Source organism: Mycobacterium sp. NAZ190054 (assembly GCF_001545925.1).
Classification (GTDB): domain Bacteria; phylum Actinomycetota; class Actinomycetes; order Mycobacteriales; family Mycobacteriaceae; genus Mycobacterium.
The window spans coordinates 1-18,486 of the sequence record NZ_LMVQ01000003.1 but is presented as its reverse complement, the minus strand read 5'-3'; the positions used below and the strand labels follow the sequence as shown (position 1 = coordinate 18,486).

Annotated in this window: 17 protein-coding genes and 2 pseudogenes; 8 read left to right on the top strand and 11 right to left on the bottom strand. The window is 67.3% G+C overall.

Annotation, left to right across the window (positions count from 1 at the left end; all coding sequences use genetic code 11):
• A pseudogene (locus tag ASJ79_RS00640) lies at positions 1-426 on the bottom strand (hypothetical protein); the annotation flags it as partial.
• Between the two features lie 208 nt (positions 427-634).
• Between ASJ79_RS00640 and ASJ79_RS00635 the strand changes: the two are divergent.
• Complete coding sequence (locus tag ASJ79_RS00635; RefSeq protein ID WP_067952324.1) at positions 635-1,657, top strand: DUF2293 domain-containing protein; 1,023 nt, start codon at positions 635-637, stop codon at positions 1,655-1,657.
• 20 nt (positions 1,658-1,677) lie between these two features.
• On the opposite strand, the gene ASJ79_RS00630 is transcribed toward ASJ79_RS00635, so the two are convergent.
• Positions 1,678-2,349 (bottom strand): TetR/AcrR family transcriptional regulator, encoded by a 672-nt coding sequence (locus tag ASJ79_RS00630; RefSeq protein WP_067952323.1) that lies wholly within the window; start codon positions 2,347-2,349, stop codon positions 1,678-1,680.
• A gap of 264 nt (positions 2,350-2,613) precedes the next feature.
• On the opposite strand from ASJ79_RS00630, the gene ASJ79_RS00625 reads away from it, so the two are divergent.
• Positions 2,614-3,039: an MmpS family transport accessory protein gene (locus tag ASJ79_RS00625; protein WP_067952322.1), complete on the top strand. Its 426-nt coding sequence runs from the start codon at positions 2,614-2,616 to the stop codon at positions 3,037-3,039.
• Positions 3,036-5,927: an RND family transporter gene (locus ASJ79_RS00620; RefSeq protein ID WP_067952321.1), complete on the top strand. Its 2,892-nt coding sequence runs from the start codon at positions 3,036-3,038 to the stop codon at positions 5,925-5,927. Before ASJ79_RS00625 ends, ASJ79_RS00620 begins: the two co-directional genes overlap by 4 nt.
• 26 nt (positions 5,928-5,953) lie before the next feature.
• Here the strand turns inward: ASJ79_RS00620 and ASJ79_RS32980 are convergent, their stop codons facing one another.
• Together ASJ79_RS32980 and ASJ79_RS00615 are read right to left on the bottom strand one after the other, a co-directional pair.
• Positions 5,954-6,112: a DUF6307 family protein gene (locus ASJ79_RS32980; RefSeq protein WP_197420032.1), complete on the bottom strand. Its 159-nt coding sequence runs from the start codon at positions 6,110-6,112 to the stop codon at positions 5,954-5,956.
• A gap of 75 nt (positions 6,113-6,187) precedes the next feature.
• Positions 6,188-7,300: a glycosyltransferase gene (locus ASJ79_RS00615; protein WP_369803601.1), complete on the bottom strand. Its 1,113-nt coding sequence runs from the start codon at positions 7,298-7,300 to the stop codon at positions 6,188-6,190.
• A 265-nt stretch (positions 7,301-7,565) separates the two neighbouring features.
• Between ASJ79_RS00615 and ASJ79_RS32975 the strand changes: the two genes are divergently transcribed.
• Positions 7,566-7,703, top strand: a complete 138-nt coding sequence (locus ASJ79_RS32975) for a hypothetical protein (protein ID WP_197420031.1) — start codon at positions 7,566-7,568, stop codon at positions 7,701-7,703.
• A gap of 34 nt (positions 7,704-7,737) precedes the next feature.
• On the opposite strand, the gene ASJ79_RS00610 is transcribed toward ASJ79_RS32975, so the two are convergent.
• Together ASJ79_RS00610 and ASJ79_RS00605 are read right to left on the bottom strand one after the other, a co-directional pair.
• Positions 7,738-8,193, bottom strand: a complete 456-nt coding sequence (locus ASJ79_RS00610) for a DUF5994 family protein (RefSeq protein WP_067952320.1) — start codon at positions 8,191-8,193, stop codon at positions 7,738-7,740.
• A gap of 129 nt (positions 8,194-8,322) precedes the next feature.
• A complete protein-coding gene (locus tag ASJ79_RS00605; RefSeq protein ID WP_067952319.1) occupies positions 8,323-10,701 on the bottom strand; it encodes a CocE/NonD family hydrolase in 2,379 nt (792 codons plus the stop codon).
• A gap of 255 nt (positions 10,702-10,956) precedes the next feature.
• Here ASJ79_RS00605 and ASJ79_RS00600 point away from each other — a divergent pair, with 255 nt between their 5' ends.
• Positions 10,957-12,591: a fatty acyl-AMP ligase gene (locus ASJ79_RS00600; RefSeq protein ID WP_067952318.1), complete on the top strand. Its 1,635-nt coding sequence runs from the start codon at positions 10,957-10,959 to the stop codon at positions 12,589-12,591.
• A 1-nt stretch (position 12,592) separates the two neighbouring features.
• Here the strand turns inward: ASJ79_RS00600 and ASJ79_RS00595 are convergent, their stop codons facing one another.
• From ASJ79_RS00595 to ASJ79_RS31845, 4 genes are all read right to left on the bottom strand, one after another.
• A complete protein-coding gene (locus tag ASJ79_RS00595; RefSeq protein ID WP_067952317.1) occupies positions 12,593-13,669 on the bottom strand; it encodes an acyl-CoA desaturase in 1,077 nt (358 codons plus the stop codon).
• 128 nt (positions 13,670-13,797) lie between these two features.
• On the bottom strand, positions 13,798-14,001 hold the full coding sequence (locus tag ASJ79_RS00590) for a cold-shock protein (RefSeq protein WP_067952316.1): 204 nt from the start codon (positions 13,999-14,001) through the stop codon (positions 13,798-13,800).
• Positions 14,002-14,118: 117 nt separating this feature from the next.
• Positions 14,119-14,616 carry a DUF5994 family protein gene (locus ASJ79_RS00585; RefSeq protein ID WP_067952315.1) on the bottom strand — a complete coding sequence of 166 codons (498 nt, stop codon included), beginning with the start codon at positions 14,614-14,616 and terminating at the stop codon, positions 14,119-14,121.
• Positions 14,613-14,753, bottom strand: a complete 141-nt coding sequence (locus ASJ79_RS31845; RefSeq protein ID WP_156448228.1) for a hypothetical protein — start codon at positions 14,751-14,753, stop codon at positions 14,613-14,615. Before ASJ79_RS31845 ends, ASJ79_RS00585 begins: the two co-directional genes overlap by 4 nt.
• A 269-nt stretch (positions 14,754-15,022) precedes the next feature.
• Here ASJ79_RS31845 and ASJ79_RS00580 point away from each other — a divergent pair, with 269 nt between their 5' ends.
• Positions 15,023-17,236: an MMPL family transporter gene (locus ASJ79_RS00580; protein ID WP_231750671.1), complete on the top strand. Its 2,214-nt coding sequence runs from the start codon at positions 15,023-15,025 to the stop codon at positions 17,234-17,236.
• 51 nt (positions 17,237-17,287) lie between these two features.
• On the top strand, positions 17,288-17,725 hold the full coding sequence (locus tag ASJ79_RS00575) for an ATP-binding protein (protein ID WP_067952313.1): 438 nt from the start codon (positions 17,288-17,290) through the stop codon (positions 17,723-17,725).
• Here ASJ79_RS00575 and ASJ79_RS00570 read toward each other — a convergent pair.
• Positions 17,722-17,958 carry a DUF6480 family protein gene (locus ASJ79_RS00570; RefSeq protein ID WP_067952312.1) on the bottom strand — a complete coding sequence of 79 codons (237 nt, stop codon included), beginning with the start codon at positions 17,956-17,958 and terminating at the stop codon, positions 17,722-17,724. The two genes, ASJ79_RS00575 and ASJ79_RS00570, sit on opposite strands and share 4 nt — an antisense overlap.
• 366 nt (positions 17,959-18,324) lie before the next feature.
• Here ASJ79_RS00570 and ASJ79_RS34910 point away from each other — a divergent pair.
• A pseudogene (locus tag ASJ79_RS34910) lies at positions 18,325-18,486 on the top strand (ATP-dependent DNA ligase); the annotation flags it as partial.

Sequence of the window (18,486 nt, the reverse complement as noted above, 5' to 3'; positions counted from 1 at the left end):
CTCCCTCGGCTCGACGAACCCATACTTCTTCCCTGCAGCGACGACCGCGTTGGCAGTTGACTCGTCAGCGTCACCCACCGCGACCAGCATTGTGTTGATCGACGTCTGCTCGGTAGCCGCGAGCGCCTGGAGTTCGGCTATGTCGTCCGCGGACATCCGGACGGGATCGATGAGCACCACCCACTGGTCGGTGACGTTCAGCGGGCCGGCGTCGACGAGGTCGGCTTTGGCCAGCAGTGCCGCCCGCGCAGCGCCGATCGCTCCGGCGCCGTTCTTCAGCGCTGTCGCCACGGCTTTGGCGTAATCGGTGAACTGCTGCGCCTGGAGATCGGCGCGACCGAACATCCCGGTCGCCGCGTCATGCGCGGCGCCCGACCACCCCTCGACTTCGGGGAGTCGGTTGATCGCGTCGTCGAGGCCCGACACGGTCGCCCCTACCGTCGATCCGCTGGAGTCGACTGCATCCCCACTCGTGCTCAACGAGTCCGGCACCCAGCTTTGCAGCGTTGATCGCGACGGGAGCACATGGCGATTCTCCCCCGCCCCACCGGGGGGCCGGCGCAGCAATTGTTCTGCGGCGCAAACTCGCGAGGCCGTCCGGCTGTCGGACGCCGGCACTATCGTTGGCCGCACCATGCCACGTCTGGAGACCCGCGTCGCGCGCGCTGCCGAGGCCGCACTGGCCGAGCAGCAGTACGTCACGCCCATCGACGTGCTGATCGGCCTGGGCTGGCTCGCGCAACCCAACGTCGACCGCTGGCAATGGGGCCGGGTCACCACCCTGGATCGCTGCATTCAAGTCGACGACGCACGGGTCACCGCCGCCCTCGACGCGCTGCGCGGCTGGGCCCAGCAGCAGGGCCTCGGCTCGTGGGACACCGACTACGGCGATCTGCAGTTCACCGAAGCCGGCGACGCCGCCACCGAACTCCGGTTCCGTACCCGATGGGCCGCCGCGGAGCAGCCGGGACCCGCGACACCACGCAAGCTCCCCGACGAACTCCGGGTGATCGCGGCGAGCCACGCGTGGGAGTGCAGCATGTGCGGTGAGTCCGGTGACCTCCTGCTGAAGTCGAGAAAGGGCAACGTGTGCCTGGACTGCGCCGACCTCGGCCATCTTGAGTTCCTGCCGTCCGGCGATGCGGCGCTGACCCGCCGCGCCAAGAAACTCAGCCGGCTGTCGGCCGTGGTCGTCCGCTGGAGCCGGCCTGGGAATCGGTATGAACGGCAAGGCATTCTGGCCGAAAGCGAAGCCATCGAGCAGGCCGCTCAACAATGCCTGGCCGACGCCGACGCCCGCGCCGTACGCCGCACCCAGGATCAGATCCGTCGCGCCGCGATCGACGAGAAGTTCCGCGACGAGTTCGCCGACGCGATCCGCGCGCAGTTCCCGGGCTGTCCACCCGCGCGTGCCGACGCCATCGCCTACCACTCGGCGTTGCGTGGCAGTGGCCGCGTCGGACGATCCGCGGCGGGCCGGGCACTGGGTCCCGACGCGATCCGGTTGGCCGTCACCGCGTCCGTCCGCCACATCGACACCGACTACGACGATCTGCTCATGACCGGCGCCGACCGTGACGAAGCCCGGCACTCGGTGCGCGACCGCGTCGAGGCCATCCTCGACGCCTGGCGTAGCGGCGTCACCGCCCTGGACTGAGCCCGCCGCACTCTCGGCGACTACGACTCCGCAGTCCCCGTCGGCGGCCATCGGTGCATCGCGGATTCCAGCTCGGCCTGAGTGAGAGCCTTGACCGGCAACCGCTCTTGGCCCGGTTGACACCGCAAGCCCTGCAACAGGATTGCGACGTAACGCCGCCACAGGTCGGCCGACAGCTCGCCGGAGTACTCGCTCACCGCGCCGGCCATCAAGCCCAGCAGCGGCATGTCCGTCGCCGACACCTCGGGACGCAGGTAGCCGTCACGCTTGGCCCGCTCGACGAGTTTCGAGATGCGCGGGTGCAGCCGGATGCGGCCGGCGTCCACCCGCCCGCCGCAGGACGCCCTGCTGAACGCGATCTCACGCAGGCCGCGGTCCGTCGCGGTCATCTCGCACAACTGCCAGACGAACCAGGACAACCCCTCCAACGAGTCCTCGGCCTCCAGTGCCGACTCGGCCAAGACCACGAGCTGGTCGACCCCCTCCTCGAAGATCGCCTCGAACAACGCCTCCTTGGTCGGGAAGCGCCGGTACACCGTGCCGACACCAAGACCGGCGTGGTGGGCGACTTCATTGAGCGTGGCCTCCAACCCCCGCGTGGCACACAGCTCACGGGCGGCCGCGATGATCCGCCGCCGGTTGCGCTCGGCATCCTTGCGCAGGCCCGTAGCCTCCGGATCACCAGCACTCATGACGCCGAGTTTACGGACGGCCGCCGCGCCAGTTGCGCAGAACACCCCAGGGTTTGTCAATCACCGAATCCAATTTAGTGATGTGCCTTACCAAAACGCTATAACCGGATTGACCTTATCCACTTGCGGGCTTAGATTCCTTCAAGATCGCATGCCGACTGGTGGCTCGCGGCGTCCCTCACTGAAAGGCACGGCCTTGCCTGCAGCTTTCGCGTGCGCGAAACGAACCCGGAAGTCGGTGCACGGCAACACCGGTTGCGCGCAGTGATCAACGTTGTCAAGCGGGTGTGGCTGCCCGTCCTGGTGGTGGTCGCAGTGGCGATCGGCGCGTTGACCGTATCGCACCTTCGCTCGGTTTTCGGCTCCGACGGCGCGATCGTCACCCCGGTGGACGCGGACACAGCAGACTCGTTCAACCCGAAGGTCGTCACGTACGAGGTCTTCGGTTCGGGCTCGTCGGCGATCATCAACTACGTCGACCTCGACGGAAAGCCCCAGCGCACCGGCGAGGTGAGTCTGCCCTGGTCATTGACCTTGGAGACGACGCTGCCGTCCGTGATGCCGAACATCATGGCCCAGGGTGACGGTCACTCGATCGGCTGTCGCGTCACCGTCGATGACGAGGTGAAAGACGAAAGGACGGCCGAGGGCTTGAACGCCGCGACCTACTGCCTGGTGAAGGCAGCATGACGGTTCATACCGACGACGCACCCACCGATGCGCTGCCGCCGGCGCGGCATGCGGCCGCGTCCCGGCCTCGGCTGCCGCGCTTCATCCGGACCTTCGCCGTGCCGATCGTCCTGGTCTGGGTCGGCCTCGTGGCGTTCCTCAACACCGCCGTGCCCCAGCTCGAAGAGGTCGGCAAGCTTCGCGCGGTGTCGATGAGCCCCAACGACGCGCCTTCGCTGATCGCGACCAAGCACGTCGGCGACAAGTTCGACGAGTACGACACCTCCAGCTCGGTGATGATCGTGCTGGAAGGCGAGGAACCCCTTGGGGCGGACGCACACGCGTTCTACGACGAGGTGGTCCGCGAACTCAACGCCGACACCACGCACGTACAGCACGTCCAGGACTTCTGGGGTGACACGCTCACCGCGGCCGGTGCCCAGAGCATCGACGGCAAGGCCGCCTACGTGCAGGTGTACATCGCCGGTGATCAGGGTGAGGCACTGGCCAACGAATCGGTGCAGGCGGTCCGCGACATCGTCGACGCCAACCCGGCTCCGCCAGGGGTCAGGGCCTACGTCACCGGACCCGCGGCGCTGACCACCGACCAGAACATCGTCGGTGACGCCAGCATGAAAACCATTGAGGGCGTGACGATCGCGATCATCATCGTGATGCTGCTGATCATCTACCGATCGGTCATCACGATGCTCGTCACCATGACGATGGTCTTCATCGGGCTGTTCTCGGCGCGCGGCATCGTCTCGTTCCTGGGGTTCTACGAGGTCTTCGGGCTCACGACGTTCGCGACGAGCATGGTGGTGACGCTGGCGATCGCCGCCGCCACCGATTACGCGATCTTCCTGATCGGGCGCTATCAGGAGGCCCGGCGATCGGGAATGGACCGGGAGTCGGCGTACTACGACATGTTCCACGGCACCGCGCACGTGGTGCTCGCCTCCGGGATGACGATCGCCGGCGCGACGGCCTGCCTGCACTTCACCCGGCTCCCCTACTTCCAGAGCATGGGCTTCCCACTGGCCATCGGCATGACGATCGTGGTGGCCGCCGCTCTCACGCTGGGCCCGGCGCTGATCTCGATCGTGACCCGCTTCGGAAAGGTGTTGGAGCCCCGAGGTAACGGACGTGCTCGCGGTTGGCGGCGACTCGGCTCGGCCACAGTCCGGTGGCCGGGGGCGATTCTGGTGATGGCGACCGTGCTGTGCATGGTGGGCCTGCTGGCGTTGCCCGGCTACCACACCACCTACAACGACCGGATCTATCTTCCTGACGACGTTCCCGCGAACGTCGGCTACGCAGCGGCCGATCGTCATTTCTCCGACGCCAAGATGAACCCCGACCTGGTGATGGTCGAATCCGATCACGACATGCGCAATCCCGCGGACTTCCTGGTGATCGACAAGATCGCCAAGGCGTTGGTCCGGGTCCACGGAATCGCCTCGGTCACAACGATCACCCGGCCCGACGGCAAACCGATCAAACACGCGTCACTGGCCTACACGCTGGGCCAGAGTGGCACCGGCCAGATCTTGAACAACGATTTCCAGCAGACGGTGCTGGAGAACACGCTGCAGCAGGCCAACGAGATGCAGGTGACCATCGACTCGATGGAGAAGATGCAGAGCATCACCTTGGAGCTGGCCGATGTCAGCCGCCGGATGGCCGACAAGATGAGGGACACCTCGGCGAACCTGACCGAGGTGCGCGATCACCTGGCTGATTTCGACGATCAGTTCCGTCCGCTCCGCAACTACTTCTATTGGGAGCCGCACTGTTTCGACATCCCGATGTGCTGGGCGCTGCGCTCGATCTTCGACAGCCTGGACGGCATCGGCACGATGAGCGACGACTTCACCGAGCTGGTTCCCGACATCGAACGGATGGCGCAGCTGACGCCGCAGATGGCGGCGCTGATGCCCGCGATGATCCAGACGATGAAGAACCAGAAGCAGATCATGCTGAACCAGTATCAGGCGCAGAAGATGCAGCAGGATCAGAACATCGCCATGCAGGAGGACAGCACGGCGATGGGTGAGGCGTTCGACACCGCCCGCAACGACGACACCTTCTATCTGCCGCCGGAGGCGTTCCAGACCGCGGATTTCCAGCGGGGCATCAAGCTTTTCATGTCACCGGACGGCAAGGCGGTGCGCTTCACCGTATTCCACCAGGGTGACCCGCTGACCGAGGACGGCACCGCCCGGATCGAACCGCTGCGCATCGCCGCCGCGGACGCCATCAAGGGCACGCCGCTGGAAGGATCCACCGTCTACGTCGGCGGCAGCGCGGCGATGTACAAGGACATGCAGCAGGGCGCCGACTACGACCTGCTGATCGCCGCCGTCGCGTCGCTGATCCTGATCTTCCTGATCATGGTCATCCTCACCCGAGCTGTCGCCGCGGCAGCCGTCATCGTCGGCACCGTGGTGCTCAGCCTGGGCACGTCCTTCGGCCTGTCAGTTCTGGTGTGGCAGCACATCATCGGCATCCCGCTGAGCTGGATGGTGCTGCCCATGTCGGTGATCGTCCTGCTCGCCGTCGGCGCCGATTACAACCTGCTGCTGGTGTCGCGCATGAAGGAGGAGATCCACGCCGGACTGAACACCGGGATCATCCGGTCCATGGCCGGCACCGGATCCGTGGTCACCGCAGCGGGATTCGTCTTCGCCTTCACCATGATCGGCATGGTTGTCAGCGACATGATCACCATCGGGCAGGTGGGCACCACCATCGGTCTCGGCCTGCTGTTCGACACGCTGATCGTGCGATCGCTCATGACGCCGTCGATCGCCGCCCTGATGGGTAGGTGGTTCTGGTGGCCGACGCATGTGCGTACCCGCCCGAAGCCCAAGCCCTGGCCACGCGTCACCCAGGAGGTGACGTCATGAAGCGGCCAGTAGGCGAATCCGCTTGCTCAGCGCATCTTCTCGGGAATCGAGTCCAGAATGTGCAGCACCCGCACCGCCAGGTCACCCGCAGCTTTGTCGCCGAGCTTGGAGTGGTCCTTGATCGTGTTCTGGACGAGTTCGACACGCTTCTCGTAGGGGGTGCGGAACGGGGTGGGCGACGCCATCATGGTTTCCTTTGGAAGTCAGGCATTTTCACTCGAGATCGAGTTGCCCGGTAGCGGCAACAGTACCCCACCGGGTCACACCCGCGTCCGCCGCTCCATCAACAGACCAGCGGCCAACTGCAGATATGCCTCGGCCACGACCGGCCACGCCATAGCCGGCGCGAGTTGCCGCGCTCCGGCGGCCATCGACCCGGCCAGCCGCGGTTGGGTCAGCACACGACGCAGCGCGGTGGACAAGGCTTCGGCATCGTCATGGGGAACGAGGATGCCCGCGCCATCGCGCAGGAGCTCCACCGCATGCGGGAACGCCGTCGCCACCACGGGTCTGCCGCTGGCGATCGCCTCGACCAGCAGAGCCGAGCTCGCCTGATCGGTGGAATCGTAGGGCAAGACGATGACGGCGGCTGCCTGGAAGAGCGCGGCCTGCGACGCTCTGTCGAAGTGACGGTTCTCGAAGAACACCGAATCGGCGACACCAAGGCGGCGGGCCTGTTCGACTCGTGCCTCCCGGTACGATTCTCCTTCGCCGACACCGACTTTCGGGTCCGTCCGGCCCGCCACCAGATAGCGGGGGCGACCCGGCGCGCTCAGCAACGACGGCATCACGTCGATGACGCGCTCGATGCCCGTCCCCGGACCCAGCGGGCCGTAGGTCAGGATGGTCGGCCTGCTGCCACGCTTCACCCGCGGGCCGGTGGGCAGCACCGCACCGTGCGGAATCGTCACGACCTTCAGCCGATCCACACCGTACTCACGGCACAGTCTCTCCCGCGCCGACTCGGACATCACCACCATCCGGTCGATGGTGGCCGCCATCCGCTCCATGACCCAGCGCTGATGTGGGGCAGGGTTTTTCAGCACCGTGTGCACCAGAGCCACCGACGGGACCCGCAACCGGTCGATGATGCCCAGCAGTTCATCGCCGTGCGCACCGCCGTACATGCCGTACTCGTGCTGGATCACCGCGACCTCACTGCGGTTGAGCAATGCCACGCAATCCGACGCCGACTGGGCCGACCCGTTGACGAGTTCGCCCGCCACGTCGACGGCCGGCGCTTGCGAACCGTCGCTGACCCGCACGACGCCGACCTCGGACCCGCGAGCGGTCAACGCCTGCGCCAGCGCGGAGCTGAAGTTCGCGAGCCCGCACATCGCCGGCGGGTAGGAGCCGAGCAGACCGAACCGCACCGTCGAAGGAAGCGGCCTCTTTACAGCAGGGCCAAGAAAAGAACTGAAGGTGGGCGCAGCGTTCAAGACAATCCCGACGTAGGTGGTACCGGCGCGCCGGCTTGAGCGGTTGCTCGTCGAGATCAGCCCGAAGTCAGCTGACACATCCGAGACCGGCTGGGTTCCCAATGCCTCTCAGGCTACACCCGATGTCGGCCCCAACTGTGTCCTACAGAGTAGGGTCGAACCATCGGGACCATCCAGGCCCCTTGATGAAGGGCCAGCCATGTCTGACAAGTCCCCCCGCCAAGCGATGTCGAAGAAGTCCGGAAAGTCGCTGAAAGAGAAACGCGCGGACAAGCACGCGAAGTCGGCGGCGAAGACCTCCGCCGCCGAGTCGCTGTACGACGCCAAGAAGCGCTGAGAGCCGAAACAAGCTCCCGCGCAACAGGTTCCGGTCAGGTACCCTGCCCGGTTGCGAGTAGCAGTTCGACCTTGGATCCGTCGTCCTGGGCGGACGCGGCCATCATCACCGCGTGCGCGTGCTCGCTGTCGGTGTCCACCGGAACGACGAGCAGGATGGTTCCTGCTCCCCGCGAGTCGACCACTCCCAGCGTGCTGGCCGGCTGCCGGTCATACCCGTCCAGCCTGATCAGCTGGTCGTCGATGACCAACTTCCGCGGCGCGGTCTGCCACTCGGCGCGGTTGTAGGTCACCCTCGACACATCACCGAGCCGTACCGACAGGACCGCCAGCAGGTCCGGGAGTTCCGAGGTGAGATCGTCGCTGTGCGGCCACCATGCCCCATCGACATATCCGGTGGCGGGCGACTTGCGCTTGAGACGCAACCGCGGTGTGTTCTGGGGTCCGTTGTGGGGCTGGCCGAAGCCCGTGCCCCTGTCTTGTCCTGCCATGCGGCATCCCGACTGGGTCCCACGCACTGACCCGGGTAATCCGGCGACGACGCGGTCTCAGATAGCCGCATTCGACATTCCGCCGGTGGGTCCACTGTACGCGTGCACCGGCGCGACGAACGACACGCGTCAGGCGGCCGCCGACTCCGCCGCTGCCGCTGCCGCTGCGATCGTCGGCAGCTTGATCGACATGCCCTCGACCGTGACGTGGCCCCACGAGTAGAAGTTCAGGAACGCGAACGCCGACGTCACGATCTGCACCGTGACCGACTGTCCCGGTTTGAGCGTGTGCGCCACCTGCTCCAGCGAGAACGTCACCGTGTGGGACTCCCCGTCCAGCACAACAGGAATCGGCGTAGCCAGGTTGCCCAGCACCAAACCCGTCTGATCATCCACGATTTGGGCGTACACGTGCTCGGCCGTGCCACTGCCCGAGTACGTCAGCGTCAATTCCGGCGCGCCCACGATCTGCGTCTCGACCTCGACGTCCGGCACGCGCAGGTTCACCGCGTTCAACGCCGGCGCCGCCGACGGCAACCCGACGAGCGTGCGCACCAGCCCCCGCAGCAGGATCCCCGGGTTCGGCCCCGACCCACCGATGAACGGCACGAACAGCAACGTCTTGTGGTCATCGCGGGATGCCTCGATCGGCGCGCCGAGTGAACCGACCGGGTACGTCGACGACGAGTGCCAGACACCGTTCTGGTCCACCCACTCGAACTGCGGTCCGGTCTCGACGTCTTCACCCTTGACGTAGCGATCCAGCCACTCCAGCGTCTCGCCCCACACCTTCCGGCCGTCGTTGTAGCTGCTCAGGCACGCGCCGTGACCCCCGCAGTACCAGAGCACCTTGGTCGTGGTTCCGGCCTCGATCAGCGCCAACGCGTTCCGGTGCGCCTGGTCCAGCGTGAACAGCGTGTCGACCGTGCCCTGGATCAGCAGCGTCGGGATCGTGATGTCCTGCAACTGATCGTGATAGCCCAGGCTCTCCACCAGCGCGATGTCGTCCGGATCGGCGTAGCCGAACAGCACTCCGGCGATCGCCACCGGGAAGATCCGCGGATGCTCCCGCGCCAGCGTCAGCGCCAGCACCGTGGGCAGCAGCGTGCCCCAGCCGCTGGCGACCGCCTCCCGCGGGAACAGCACATCGGTCAGGTTGTTCCAGGCGATCGTCGGCACGATCGCGTCGATGCGCCGATCGATGGAGGCGGCGGCCAACTGGATGCCGCCGCCGTACGATGCGCCGACCATGCCGACCTTGGGATCGCCGCCGACCTTCTCGACGGCCTCCAGCGTCGACAGCCAGCTGATGATGTGTGAGACGTCGCGGCCCTCGTAGTCCGGCGAGTCGAGGAACATGGTGCCCTCGGAATGCCACTCGCCGCGCGGATCCCACGTCACCACGTTGTAGCCGGCCCTGCGCAGCATCCCCACACCGACGACGTCGTAGGGCAGGAACCCGTCGATGTCGATGCCCAGCGTCGTCGCGCCCGGCAGGCCCAGCCCCGGGCCGGACAGCACCGTCGGTGCGCTCTGGCCGGCCTTCAGCCCCGTTGCCGGCATGAAATGCACGTAGATCTTGGCGCCGTCGAACGAAGTCACGCGTACCGTGCGCGGCTTCGGATCGTCGGGCGCCGCGTCGTGGTCCACCGGCCAGCCGATCAGCGGATGCAGGAACTCCCCGACGAACGGCACCGCGTGCGCCAGATGGACCAGCGGGGTGACCACGAACCGGCCCAGCACCGGGATGTGCTGCAGCCACTCGAACGGTGGCTTGAAGTCCTCGACCACGACGTCGGTCGGGATCGGGTACTCGTCGGCGGCCAGGCTGGTGGTGACCTGGTCCCCCATCGACTGCGGGGTCTCGTTGGTGGCCTCGCGCCCGGCCGCCAGCACCGACATCACCAGCGACGCCAGCGCCCCGTCCGGCATTTCGGGTTCCTCGGCCGGCAGGTCGGGGACCGCGGCGTCGGAGAGTTCCCTGGTCTCGGTCTGGACCGGGTCCGGTTCGGCCTCGCCGGCGGCGGGCTCGACGACGGGTTCGGTCACGGGTTCTTCGCCGACGGGTTCGGTGACGGGCGGTTCTTCGGTGACCTCGGCCGCCGGCGCCTCCTCGTCGACGACGACCTCGTCGGCCGGTTCCTCGGCCTCGTCGACGGTCTCGTCAGCGACCTCGGGCACGTCGTCGCCGACGTCGGGGGACGAGGGCTTGCGGTCCTCATCGGCGGGTTCTTCTTCGTCGACAGGCTCCTGGACGAGCTCCTCGACGGGCTCCTCGGCCGGGGGACCCGCCTCGGATTCCTCTGCGCCGGATGTCTTTTCGTCAACAACCTTGTCCGCCGACTGCGCCGACGTTGACGAGGTCTCGGCGGACTGCGAGGTCTCGGACTCCGAGCCGCCGCCGATCGCCTCTGCCTGGGCCACCCCGGCCCCCGTGAAAACCGCCGCCCCGATCCCCAGCGCGACCGCCAACCCACCAACCCGACCCACATAAGCCCCGGCGCCCATGAAGTAACTGTTTACCTCGCGCCGTCCGCCTTCCGGAAGCCTTTGCCGATATTCCTACCGAGGGGTCAGTTTCCGGGCCCGCGGCGCGCTTAGCCTCGCGAGCGTCGCGTCATCGGTACTCTGACCCTACTGCGACCCTCGTACCGTCCGCCTCGAGGCCCATCTGGGCTTGAACCCGAGAGGCCACACTTCTATCCGCAGTGTCGTGCTCCCAGCGGCTCCCCCACTGATCACAGACCTAGCCATGGAGGCTGCATGAGCCGATTCACCGACACGATGTTCGACAACGCCCGGCGTAGTGGCCGGGCGTTCGTGACCGGAGAGCCCAACGCGCCCGTGCGCCAGTCGTGGGCCGAGGTGCACCACCGGGCCCGCCGCATGGCCGGCGGGCTCGCCGCCGCCGGGGTCGGTCCCGGTGACGCCGTCGCCGTCCTGGCCGGCGCTCCCGTCGAGATCGCCCCGGTGGCACAGGGCATCTGGATGCGCGGCGCGAGCGCCACCATGGTGCACCAACCCACCCCGCGCACGGACCTCGTCCGGTGGGCCGAGGAGACCACCGGCGTCATCGACATGCTCGCGGCGAAGGTGGTCGTGATTTCCGAGCCGTTCCTGGCCGCCGCACCGGTGCTGGCCGGCCGCGGGATGGCCGTGCTGACCGTCGATGAACTGCTCACGCACGCACCGATCGAGCCGGTCGAGAGCCGCGACGACGACGTCGCGCTGATGCAACTGACCTCCGGTTCCACCGGGTCGCCCAAGGCCGTGCAGATCACCCACGCCAACATCGTCGCCAACGCCGAGGCGATGACCGTCGGCTGCGACTTCGACATCGACACCGATGTGATCGTGAGCTGGCTGCCCTGTTTCCACGATATGGGCATGACCGGCTACCTGACCGTGCCGATGTACTTCGGCGCCGCGTTGGTCAAGGTCACCCCGATGGACTTCCTGAACGACATCCTGTTGTGGCCCAGGCTGATTCACAAGTACCGGGGCACCATGACGGCCGCGCCGAACTTCGCTTACACCCTGCTGGCCAAACGCCTGCGCCGGCAGGACGATCCCGCCGAGTTCGACCTGTCCTCCCTGCGCTGGGCCCTGTCGGGCGCCGAACAGGTGGACCCCCGCGACGTCGAGGACCTGTGTGAGGCCGGTGCCCGCTTCGGCCTGCGATCCGAGGCGCTCGTCCCGGCCTACGGCATGGCCGAGACCACCGTCGCGGTGTCGTTCTCACCCTGTGGCGCAGGCATGCTCGTCGACGAGGTGGAGGCCGACATGCTGGCCGCGCTGCACCGGGCGATCCCCGCCAGGAAGGGACGCACGCGTCGGCTGGTGTCGTTGGGCCGGCCGCTGAAAGGCCTGGAACTGCGGGTTGTCGACGAGGACGGCGCCGAACTACCGCCACGCGGCGTCGGTGTCCTCGAAGTGCGCGGCGCCGCGGTGACCTCCGGATACACGACACCGGCGGGCTTCATCGGCGCACAGGACGCGCGCGGCTGGTACGACACCGGCGACCTGGGCTACGTCACCGAGCACGGTGAGGTCGTCGTGTGCGGTCGGGTCAAAGACGTGATCATCATGGCGGGCCGCAATATCTACCCCACCGACATCGAGCGGGCGGCCGGCCGCGTCGACGGGGTACGACCGGGGTGTGCGGTCGCGGTCCGCCTGGATGCCGGGCATTCCCGGGAGACGTTCGCTGTCGCCGTGGAGTGCAAGAGCTTCGACGACGCCGCCACGGTGCGTCGCATCCAGCGCGAGGTCGCCCACGAGGTCTTCGCCGAGGTCGACGCGCGTCCCCACAACGTCGTGGTGCTCGCCCCCGGCATGATCCCCAAAACGCCGTCGGGCAAGCTGCGCCGCGGGCACGCGCTGGCCCTGGTGGGCTGAGTCAGCGCGGCTTGTCGGGCAAGGCCAGCCTGTTGATCGCGCACCACACCAGAAAGTATTGCCGCGCAAGCGGACCCGTGGTGTACGGCAGCCCGTACTCGGTGCACACGGCACGCACCCGCTTAGCGATCTGGGCGTAGCGGTTGCTCGGCAGGTCGGGGAACAGGTGGTGCTCGATCTGGTAGCACAGGTTGCCGCTGGCGAACGCCAGCGCCGGGCCCGCCGTGAAGTTCGCCGAGCCCAGGATCTGGCGCAGGTACCACTCGCCGCGGGTCTCGGAATCCAGCACGTCCTCGGTGAACTTTTCGGCGCCGTCGGGGAAGTGCCCGCAGAAGATCACCACATACGCCCAGAGATTGCGCAGCACGTTGGCCGTCAGGTTCGCGGCCAGCGTGCGACGCCAGCGGGACAGGCTCAGTGCCGGGAAGGCGACGTAATCCTTGGCCACCTGCCGGGTGATCTTGCGGACCAGCGTCCTGCGCGCCCGGCTCACCTCGGCGGCGTCCGGCGCCACCCGGTCCCGCTCGGAGTGCACCCCGTGCAGACCGATGCCCCACTCGAAGATCAAGGCCAGCAACGCGTTTCGCAACGGCTGGGCCAGATGTTCGGGTTTCCACGGCACGTCGCGGGTCACGCGCATGATGCCGAAGCCGAGATCGTCGTCGACACCGACGATGTTGTTGAACACGTGGTGGCGATAGTTGTGCGAGTACCGCCACTGCGAGGACACCGCGACCATGTCCCATTCCCAAGTGTTCGAGTGGATTTCCGGGTCGTTCATCCAGTCCCACTGACCGTGGCCGACGTTGTGCCCGATCTCCATGTTCTCGACGCTTTTCGCGAACGCCAGCATCGAGGTGCCCAGCACCCATCCGGTCCGGCGCCGGCTCGTGGCGATCACCACGCGTGCGAGAACTTCCAGGATCCGCTGGAATCGGATGGTGCGCCGGATGTAGGCGGCGTCGCGCTCACCGAGCGAGGCCTCGACCTCGCTCCGGATCGCGTCCAGGTCGCGGGCTAGTGCGTCGACTTGTGAGTCGGTCAGATGTGCGTAGGCAGCGGCATCTCTGATTGCCATCAGGTGTCAGCCCGCCTGCGGGTTGAGGTTGCTACGTTCGGGTCCTGCCAACAGAGCCCTTCCTTGTCGCAAAACGAGTGTGGGCTGGCAGGAACCCCTGCCAGCCCACACTGCGGAATTGAAGTCTGTTAGACCGCGGTCACTCGGACCGCCTGCGGCCCCTTGTTCCCTTGTTCCACCTCGAACTCGACGCGCTGGTTCTCGTCGAGCGAACGGTATCCGCTGCCGCTGATTTCCGAGTAGTGGACGAACACATCCGGTGCGCCGCCATCGGGAGCGATGAAGCCGAAGCCCTTGTCGCCGTTAAACCATTTCACAGTTCCCTGTGCCATACATTTCTTCTCTCACTTTTGCACGAATGTCAGACAGACATCCTCGTTCAGGCTAGCACGTCAGGATGCGCCAACCTAGGCGCGCAGGATTTCGTCACGAAAACTCCTGCGCGACAACTAATTAGAGGGAACCGCCGCAGCCGACTCACTCCACTTCTGGCTTTCGGCCTCAGCCAGGCGCATCACGACGCACGCGGTGTTGAACAGACGCCCGTCACTGGCACCACCTGAGGTGGGCAGCCTCGCGGCGGTGCGCAGCACCATCGCGCCCAGCGCCTGCGATGTCATGCTCGGCACCACCAGCAGCTTTACGCAGGCGGTGCGGCCGTCGATGTTCATCAGACGCGGCCGCCGGTGGTGCTCACCGGGGAGCTTCTTGGTCGACGCGCTGGCGATGGTCTCCAGGTCGAGCTGTCCTTCGGTGGCCGACCAGTTGACCCGGATGGCGAGCACCTCGCCCAGCTGCGGGTGCAACGCACCGATGAGATCGGGTAGTTCACTTGCCATCGCGGCCGAATGCGGCCACCACGCGCCGTCGATGTCGGCGCCGAGTTCCTTGGCCAGGGTGACCCTGATCGGTTTCGCCGCCCGCCGTGCGAGCGGAATTCCGTTCACCGCGAACGCGATTCGGTGGGACGCCCGTTCTGCTGGAGGTCGGAGAAGACCGGGTTCTGCACCCGCTCGTCGGAGGTGTTGCCGAGTGGCTCGGCCTGCGCAGCCTGTCGATGCGAGAACAAGTCAGACGTGTCCATAGTGAAAATCCTTGAGTGGTGCGGGGCGTACCCCGCACGGTGTCCGAGCGAAGAAAATCGCGTCGCGGGCCGAGTGCAGTTCTGCCACGTGTGACGGCGGACACACTGTCCGCGCACTCGACCTAGGCTCCAGCCTACACGCCGCCATCGCGCGATGCGTTTACGAACGCCACACCGGGGTAGCTGCGGTCACAGAGATCACACCGCCGCGCCGGAGTAAGGACCCGCCGCAGCGGGCATAGATGTGCAGGTTTACCGTCGCAGCAACCGTGGGGGACACGATGTCGCGCTATCTCTATGCGCTCGGTGCATTCAGCTTCCGCCGCCGGTGGATCGTCCTCGGCGCCTGGCTCGCCGCACTCGCCGCGGTGGCAGCGGCGTTCGTCGGATTCCGCGGGGAGCCCAGCGACAACTTCACCATCCCCGGCACCGAGTCCCAGCGCGCCGTCGAGCAACTGCAGCAGAACCTGCCCGCCTACAGCGGAGCGCAGACGCAGATCACCTTCGCCGCGCCCGAGGGCCGCACCGTCACCGATCCGGCCTTCGCGGCGAGCATCGACCAGGCCGTCGCGAGCCTGACGACCATCCCCGACATCGCCGCGGCCGCCGGGCCCACCCAGACCCGGCAGATCTCCCCCGACGGGCGCATCGGGCTGGGCACCGTGCAGTGGAAAGCCCCGATCGGCGAGGTCAGCGACCCCGCGCTGGCCGAGCTCGAGAACGCGATGACGCCGGTGCAGGAGGCGGGTCTGCAGGTCGAGTACTCCGGCGCGGTGTTCCCGGGCTACAAGGTCGCCGTCCCGCACCTGCCCGAGATCATCGGCATCATCGTCGCGTTCCTGATCCTGGTCGTCACGTTCGGCGCGGTCGTCGCCGCGGGTCTGCCGATCCTGACCGCCAGCATCGGCGTCGGCATCGGCGCGCTCGGCATCTTCGTGGTGGCGGCGTTCATCGAGATGCCCACCGCGTCGCTGTCGCTTGCGCTGATGCTCGGCCTGTCCTGCGGTATCGACTATGCGTTGTTCATCCTGAACCGTTACCGCAACAACCTGCTGTTGCTGATGCCGCGCGAAGAGGCCGCCGGGCTGGCCGTCGGCACGGCGGGCGGATCGGTGGTGTTCGCCGCGCTGACCGTCGTGATCGCACTGTGCGGCCTGGGCGTCGTCGGCATCCCGTTCCTGACCTACATGGGGGTGTCGGCGGCGGTGGCCGTGCTGATCGCGATGCTGATCGCGCTGACGCTGCTGCCCGCGATGTTCGGCTTCGCCGGCGGCAAGGTCGCCAAGTTCATCGAACCGCCGCTGCAGCCTCACCGCCCCAAGGAGGTCGCCCAGGTCGCGGCGTACACGCCGCAGCGCACCCTCGGCGCGGCGTGGGCCCGCTTCGTGGTGCGGTTCCGCAAACCCCTGCTGCTCGGCGGATCGGCCGCCCTGATCGTGATCGGATTGCCGGCTCTGTCAATGCATCTGGGCCTGCCCAGCGGGTCGTCCCAGCCCGCGTCCAACACCTCGCGGCAAGCCTACGACCTGACCGCCGAACATCTCGGCCCCGGCTTCAACGGACCGCTGCTCATCGTCGCCGACCTGTCCGGCGCGACCGACCCCACCGCGGCGCAGACCATCGCGTCGAACATCAGCCGCGAGGAGGGCGTCGTCGCCGCGACCCCCGCCGGCGGTGACGCGCGCACCGCCGTCATCCAGGTCATCCCGGAGACAGGCCCCAACGACACCGAGACCGCCGACCTGGTCAAACGCATCCGCGCCGACCGTGACGCGATCCAGGCCGACACCGGCGCGACGTTCCTCGTCGGCGGCAACACCGCATCGAACATCGACACCTCCGACAAGCTGGCGGCCGCGCTGCCGGTGTTCGTCGTCGTGGTCGTCGGACTGGCGTTCGTGCTGTTGACCATCGCGTTCCGCGCGGCGCTGGTGCCGCTGACGTCGATCATCGGGTTCCTGCTGTCGGTGTTCGCCGCGCTCGGCGTGCAGGTCGCGGTGTTCCAATGGGGCTGGGGCGCCGACGCTCTCGGCATCACCCCCGGCGAGACGATCAGCTTCCTGCCGATCATCGTGCTGGCCATCATCTTCGGCCTGTCCAGTGACTACGAGGTGTTCGTGGTGTCACGCATCAAGGAAGAGCTGGGCAACGCCTCGGGCAAGGACGCCGCGCTGGCCGCGGTCCGCAACGGCGTCGGCCTGTCGGCCCGCGTGGTGACCGCGGCGGCGTTGATCATGTTCGGGGTGTTCATCGCGTTCCTCGCCGGCAGCGACCCGATCATCAAATCGGTCGGCCTCACCCTGGCCGTCGGTGTGTTCCTGGACGCGTTCGTGGTGCGGCTGACCTTGATTCCGGCGGTGATGGCGATGCTCGGCGACAAGATGTGGGTGCACTCCCGGTGGTTCGACAGGTATGTGCCCGACCTCGACATCGAGGGCACCGCACTGGAGGCCAAGCATCGCAGCCCGGTAACGACGGGTTAAAGCAACAGAATCCGTTGACTGATCTTGCGCGAAGCCGGGTAGCCCAAAATCATGACTGCTATCGCGCCGCTGACGTCACAGACCTCCGAGCAGCTCACGGTCAGCGGTGCGGCGACGGCGACCAACGCGGCGCAGTTGCGGCAACGGTTCAGTGAGTGGTTGCGTGAGCGCGGTGTCTCGGCGGTCCAGCGCAACGACATTCTGATGGCCGTCAACGAGGCGTTGGCGAACTGCGTCGACCACGCGTATGCCGACCGGTCGGCGGCGGGTCCGATGACCGTGCGGGCCGACTTCGAACCCACGGACCGCTGTCTGAGTGTGTGCATCACCGACCACGGAAGCTGGCGTCCGTCCGAGGCCGGGCCGCAGCGTCTGCTCGACCGGCGCGGCCGCGGCGTCACACTGATGCACGCGCTGGTCGATCACTGCACCATCAGCGGAAGGTTGGACGGCACGACCGTGTGCCTGGACTACCGCTGCCGGCCCTAGCCGATCATGCCGATCACGAGGAACACGGCCGTCGCGACGAACAGTAAGACGAACACCGCCACCGCGACGAACGTGATGACCGCCCTCGGGGTCAGGTTGCGGCCCGCCGTCGGGTCGGGATTCGCGGTCGCCCGTGTCTGCGCGGAGTCCGGCGGCGTCTCTCCCGGAGGAACACCCCCGGCGCGCTCGCCGGGGGTGTTCATCGGATCGGGATCCGGAGGCAGCGCGGTCACAGGTCACTCTTTCGAGCTGCCTGCCGCGTCTCCTTCTCGGTCTCGCCGAAATCCTCCAGCCGGTCCGCGTGCGCCCGCGCACCCGCGGCCGCGCTGCGCTTGGACGCCGCCTCGTCGAGTTCCTCGTCCGCAGCCGACGTCACCACCTTCTCGGCGGCCTTGCTGCGGTTCTGCGCGCTGCGCTTGGCCTTCTCCGCGGCTTCGACCCGCTGCGCGGCCGCGTCGTCGACCTCGGACTTGGCCTCCGCGGTGCGGGACGCGACGCTCTGCGCCACGTCCTGGGTGCGCTTGTCGGCTTTCTCCTGCGCGTTCTGCGCCCGCTGACGCGCTTCCTGACCGGCCTCCTGCGGTGCGGCCGCGGCCTTCTCGCGCTTCTCCCGCAGCTCATCGCCGGCCTGCTGCTTCTTCGACCTGCTACACGCCGACGGCGTCGACCTGCTCGACCTGCCCGCCGAGGCGCGCATCGCCCGACTCGACGCGACCGTGCCCCCAGATCAACGGGTGGACCGGCTGCTCACCTCGGATGCC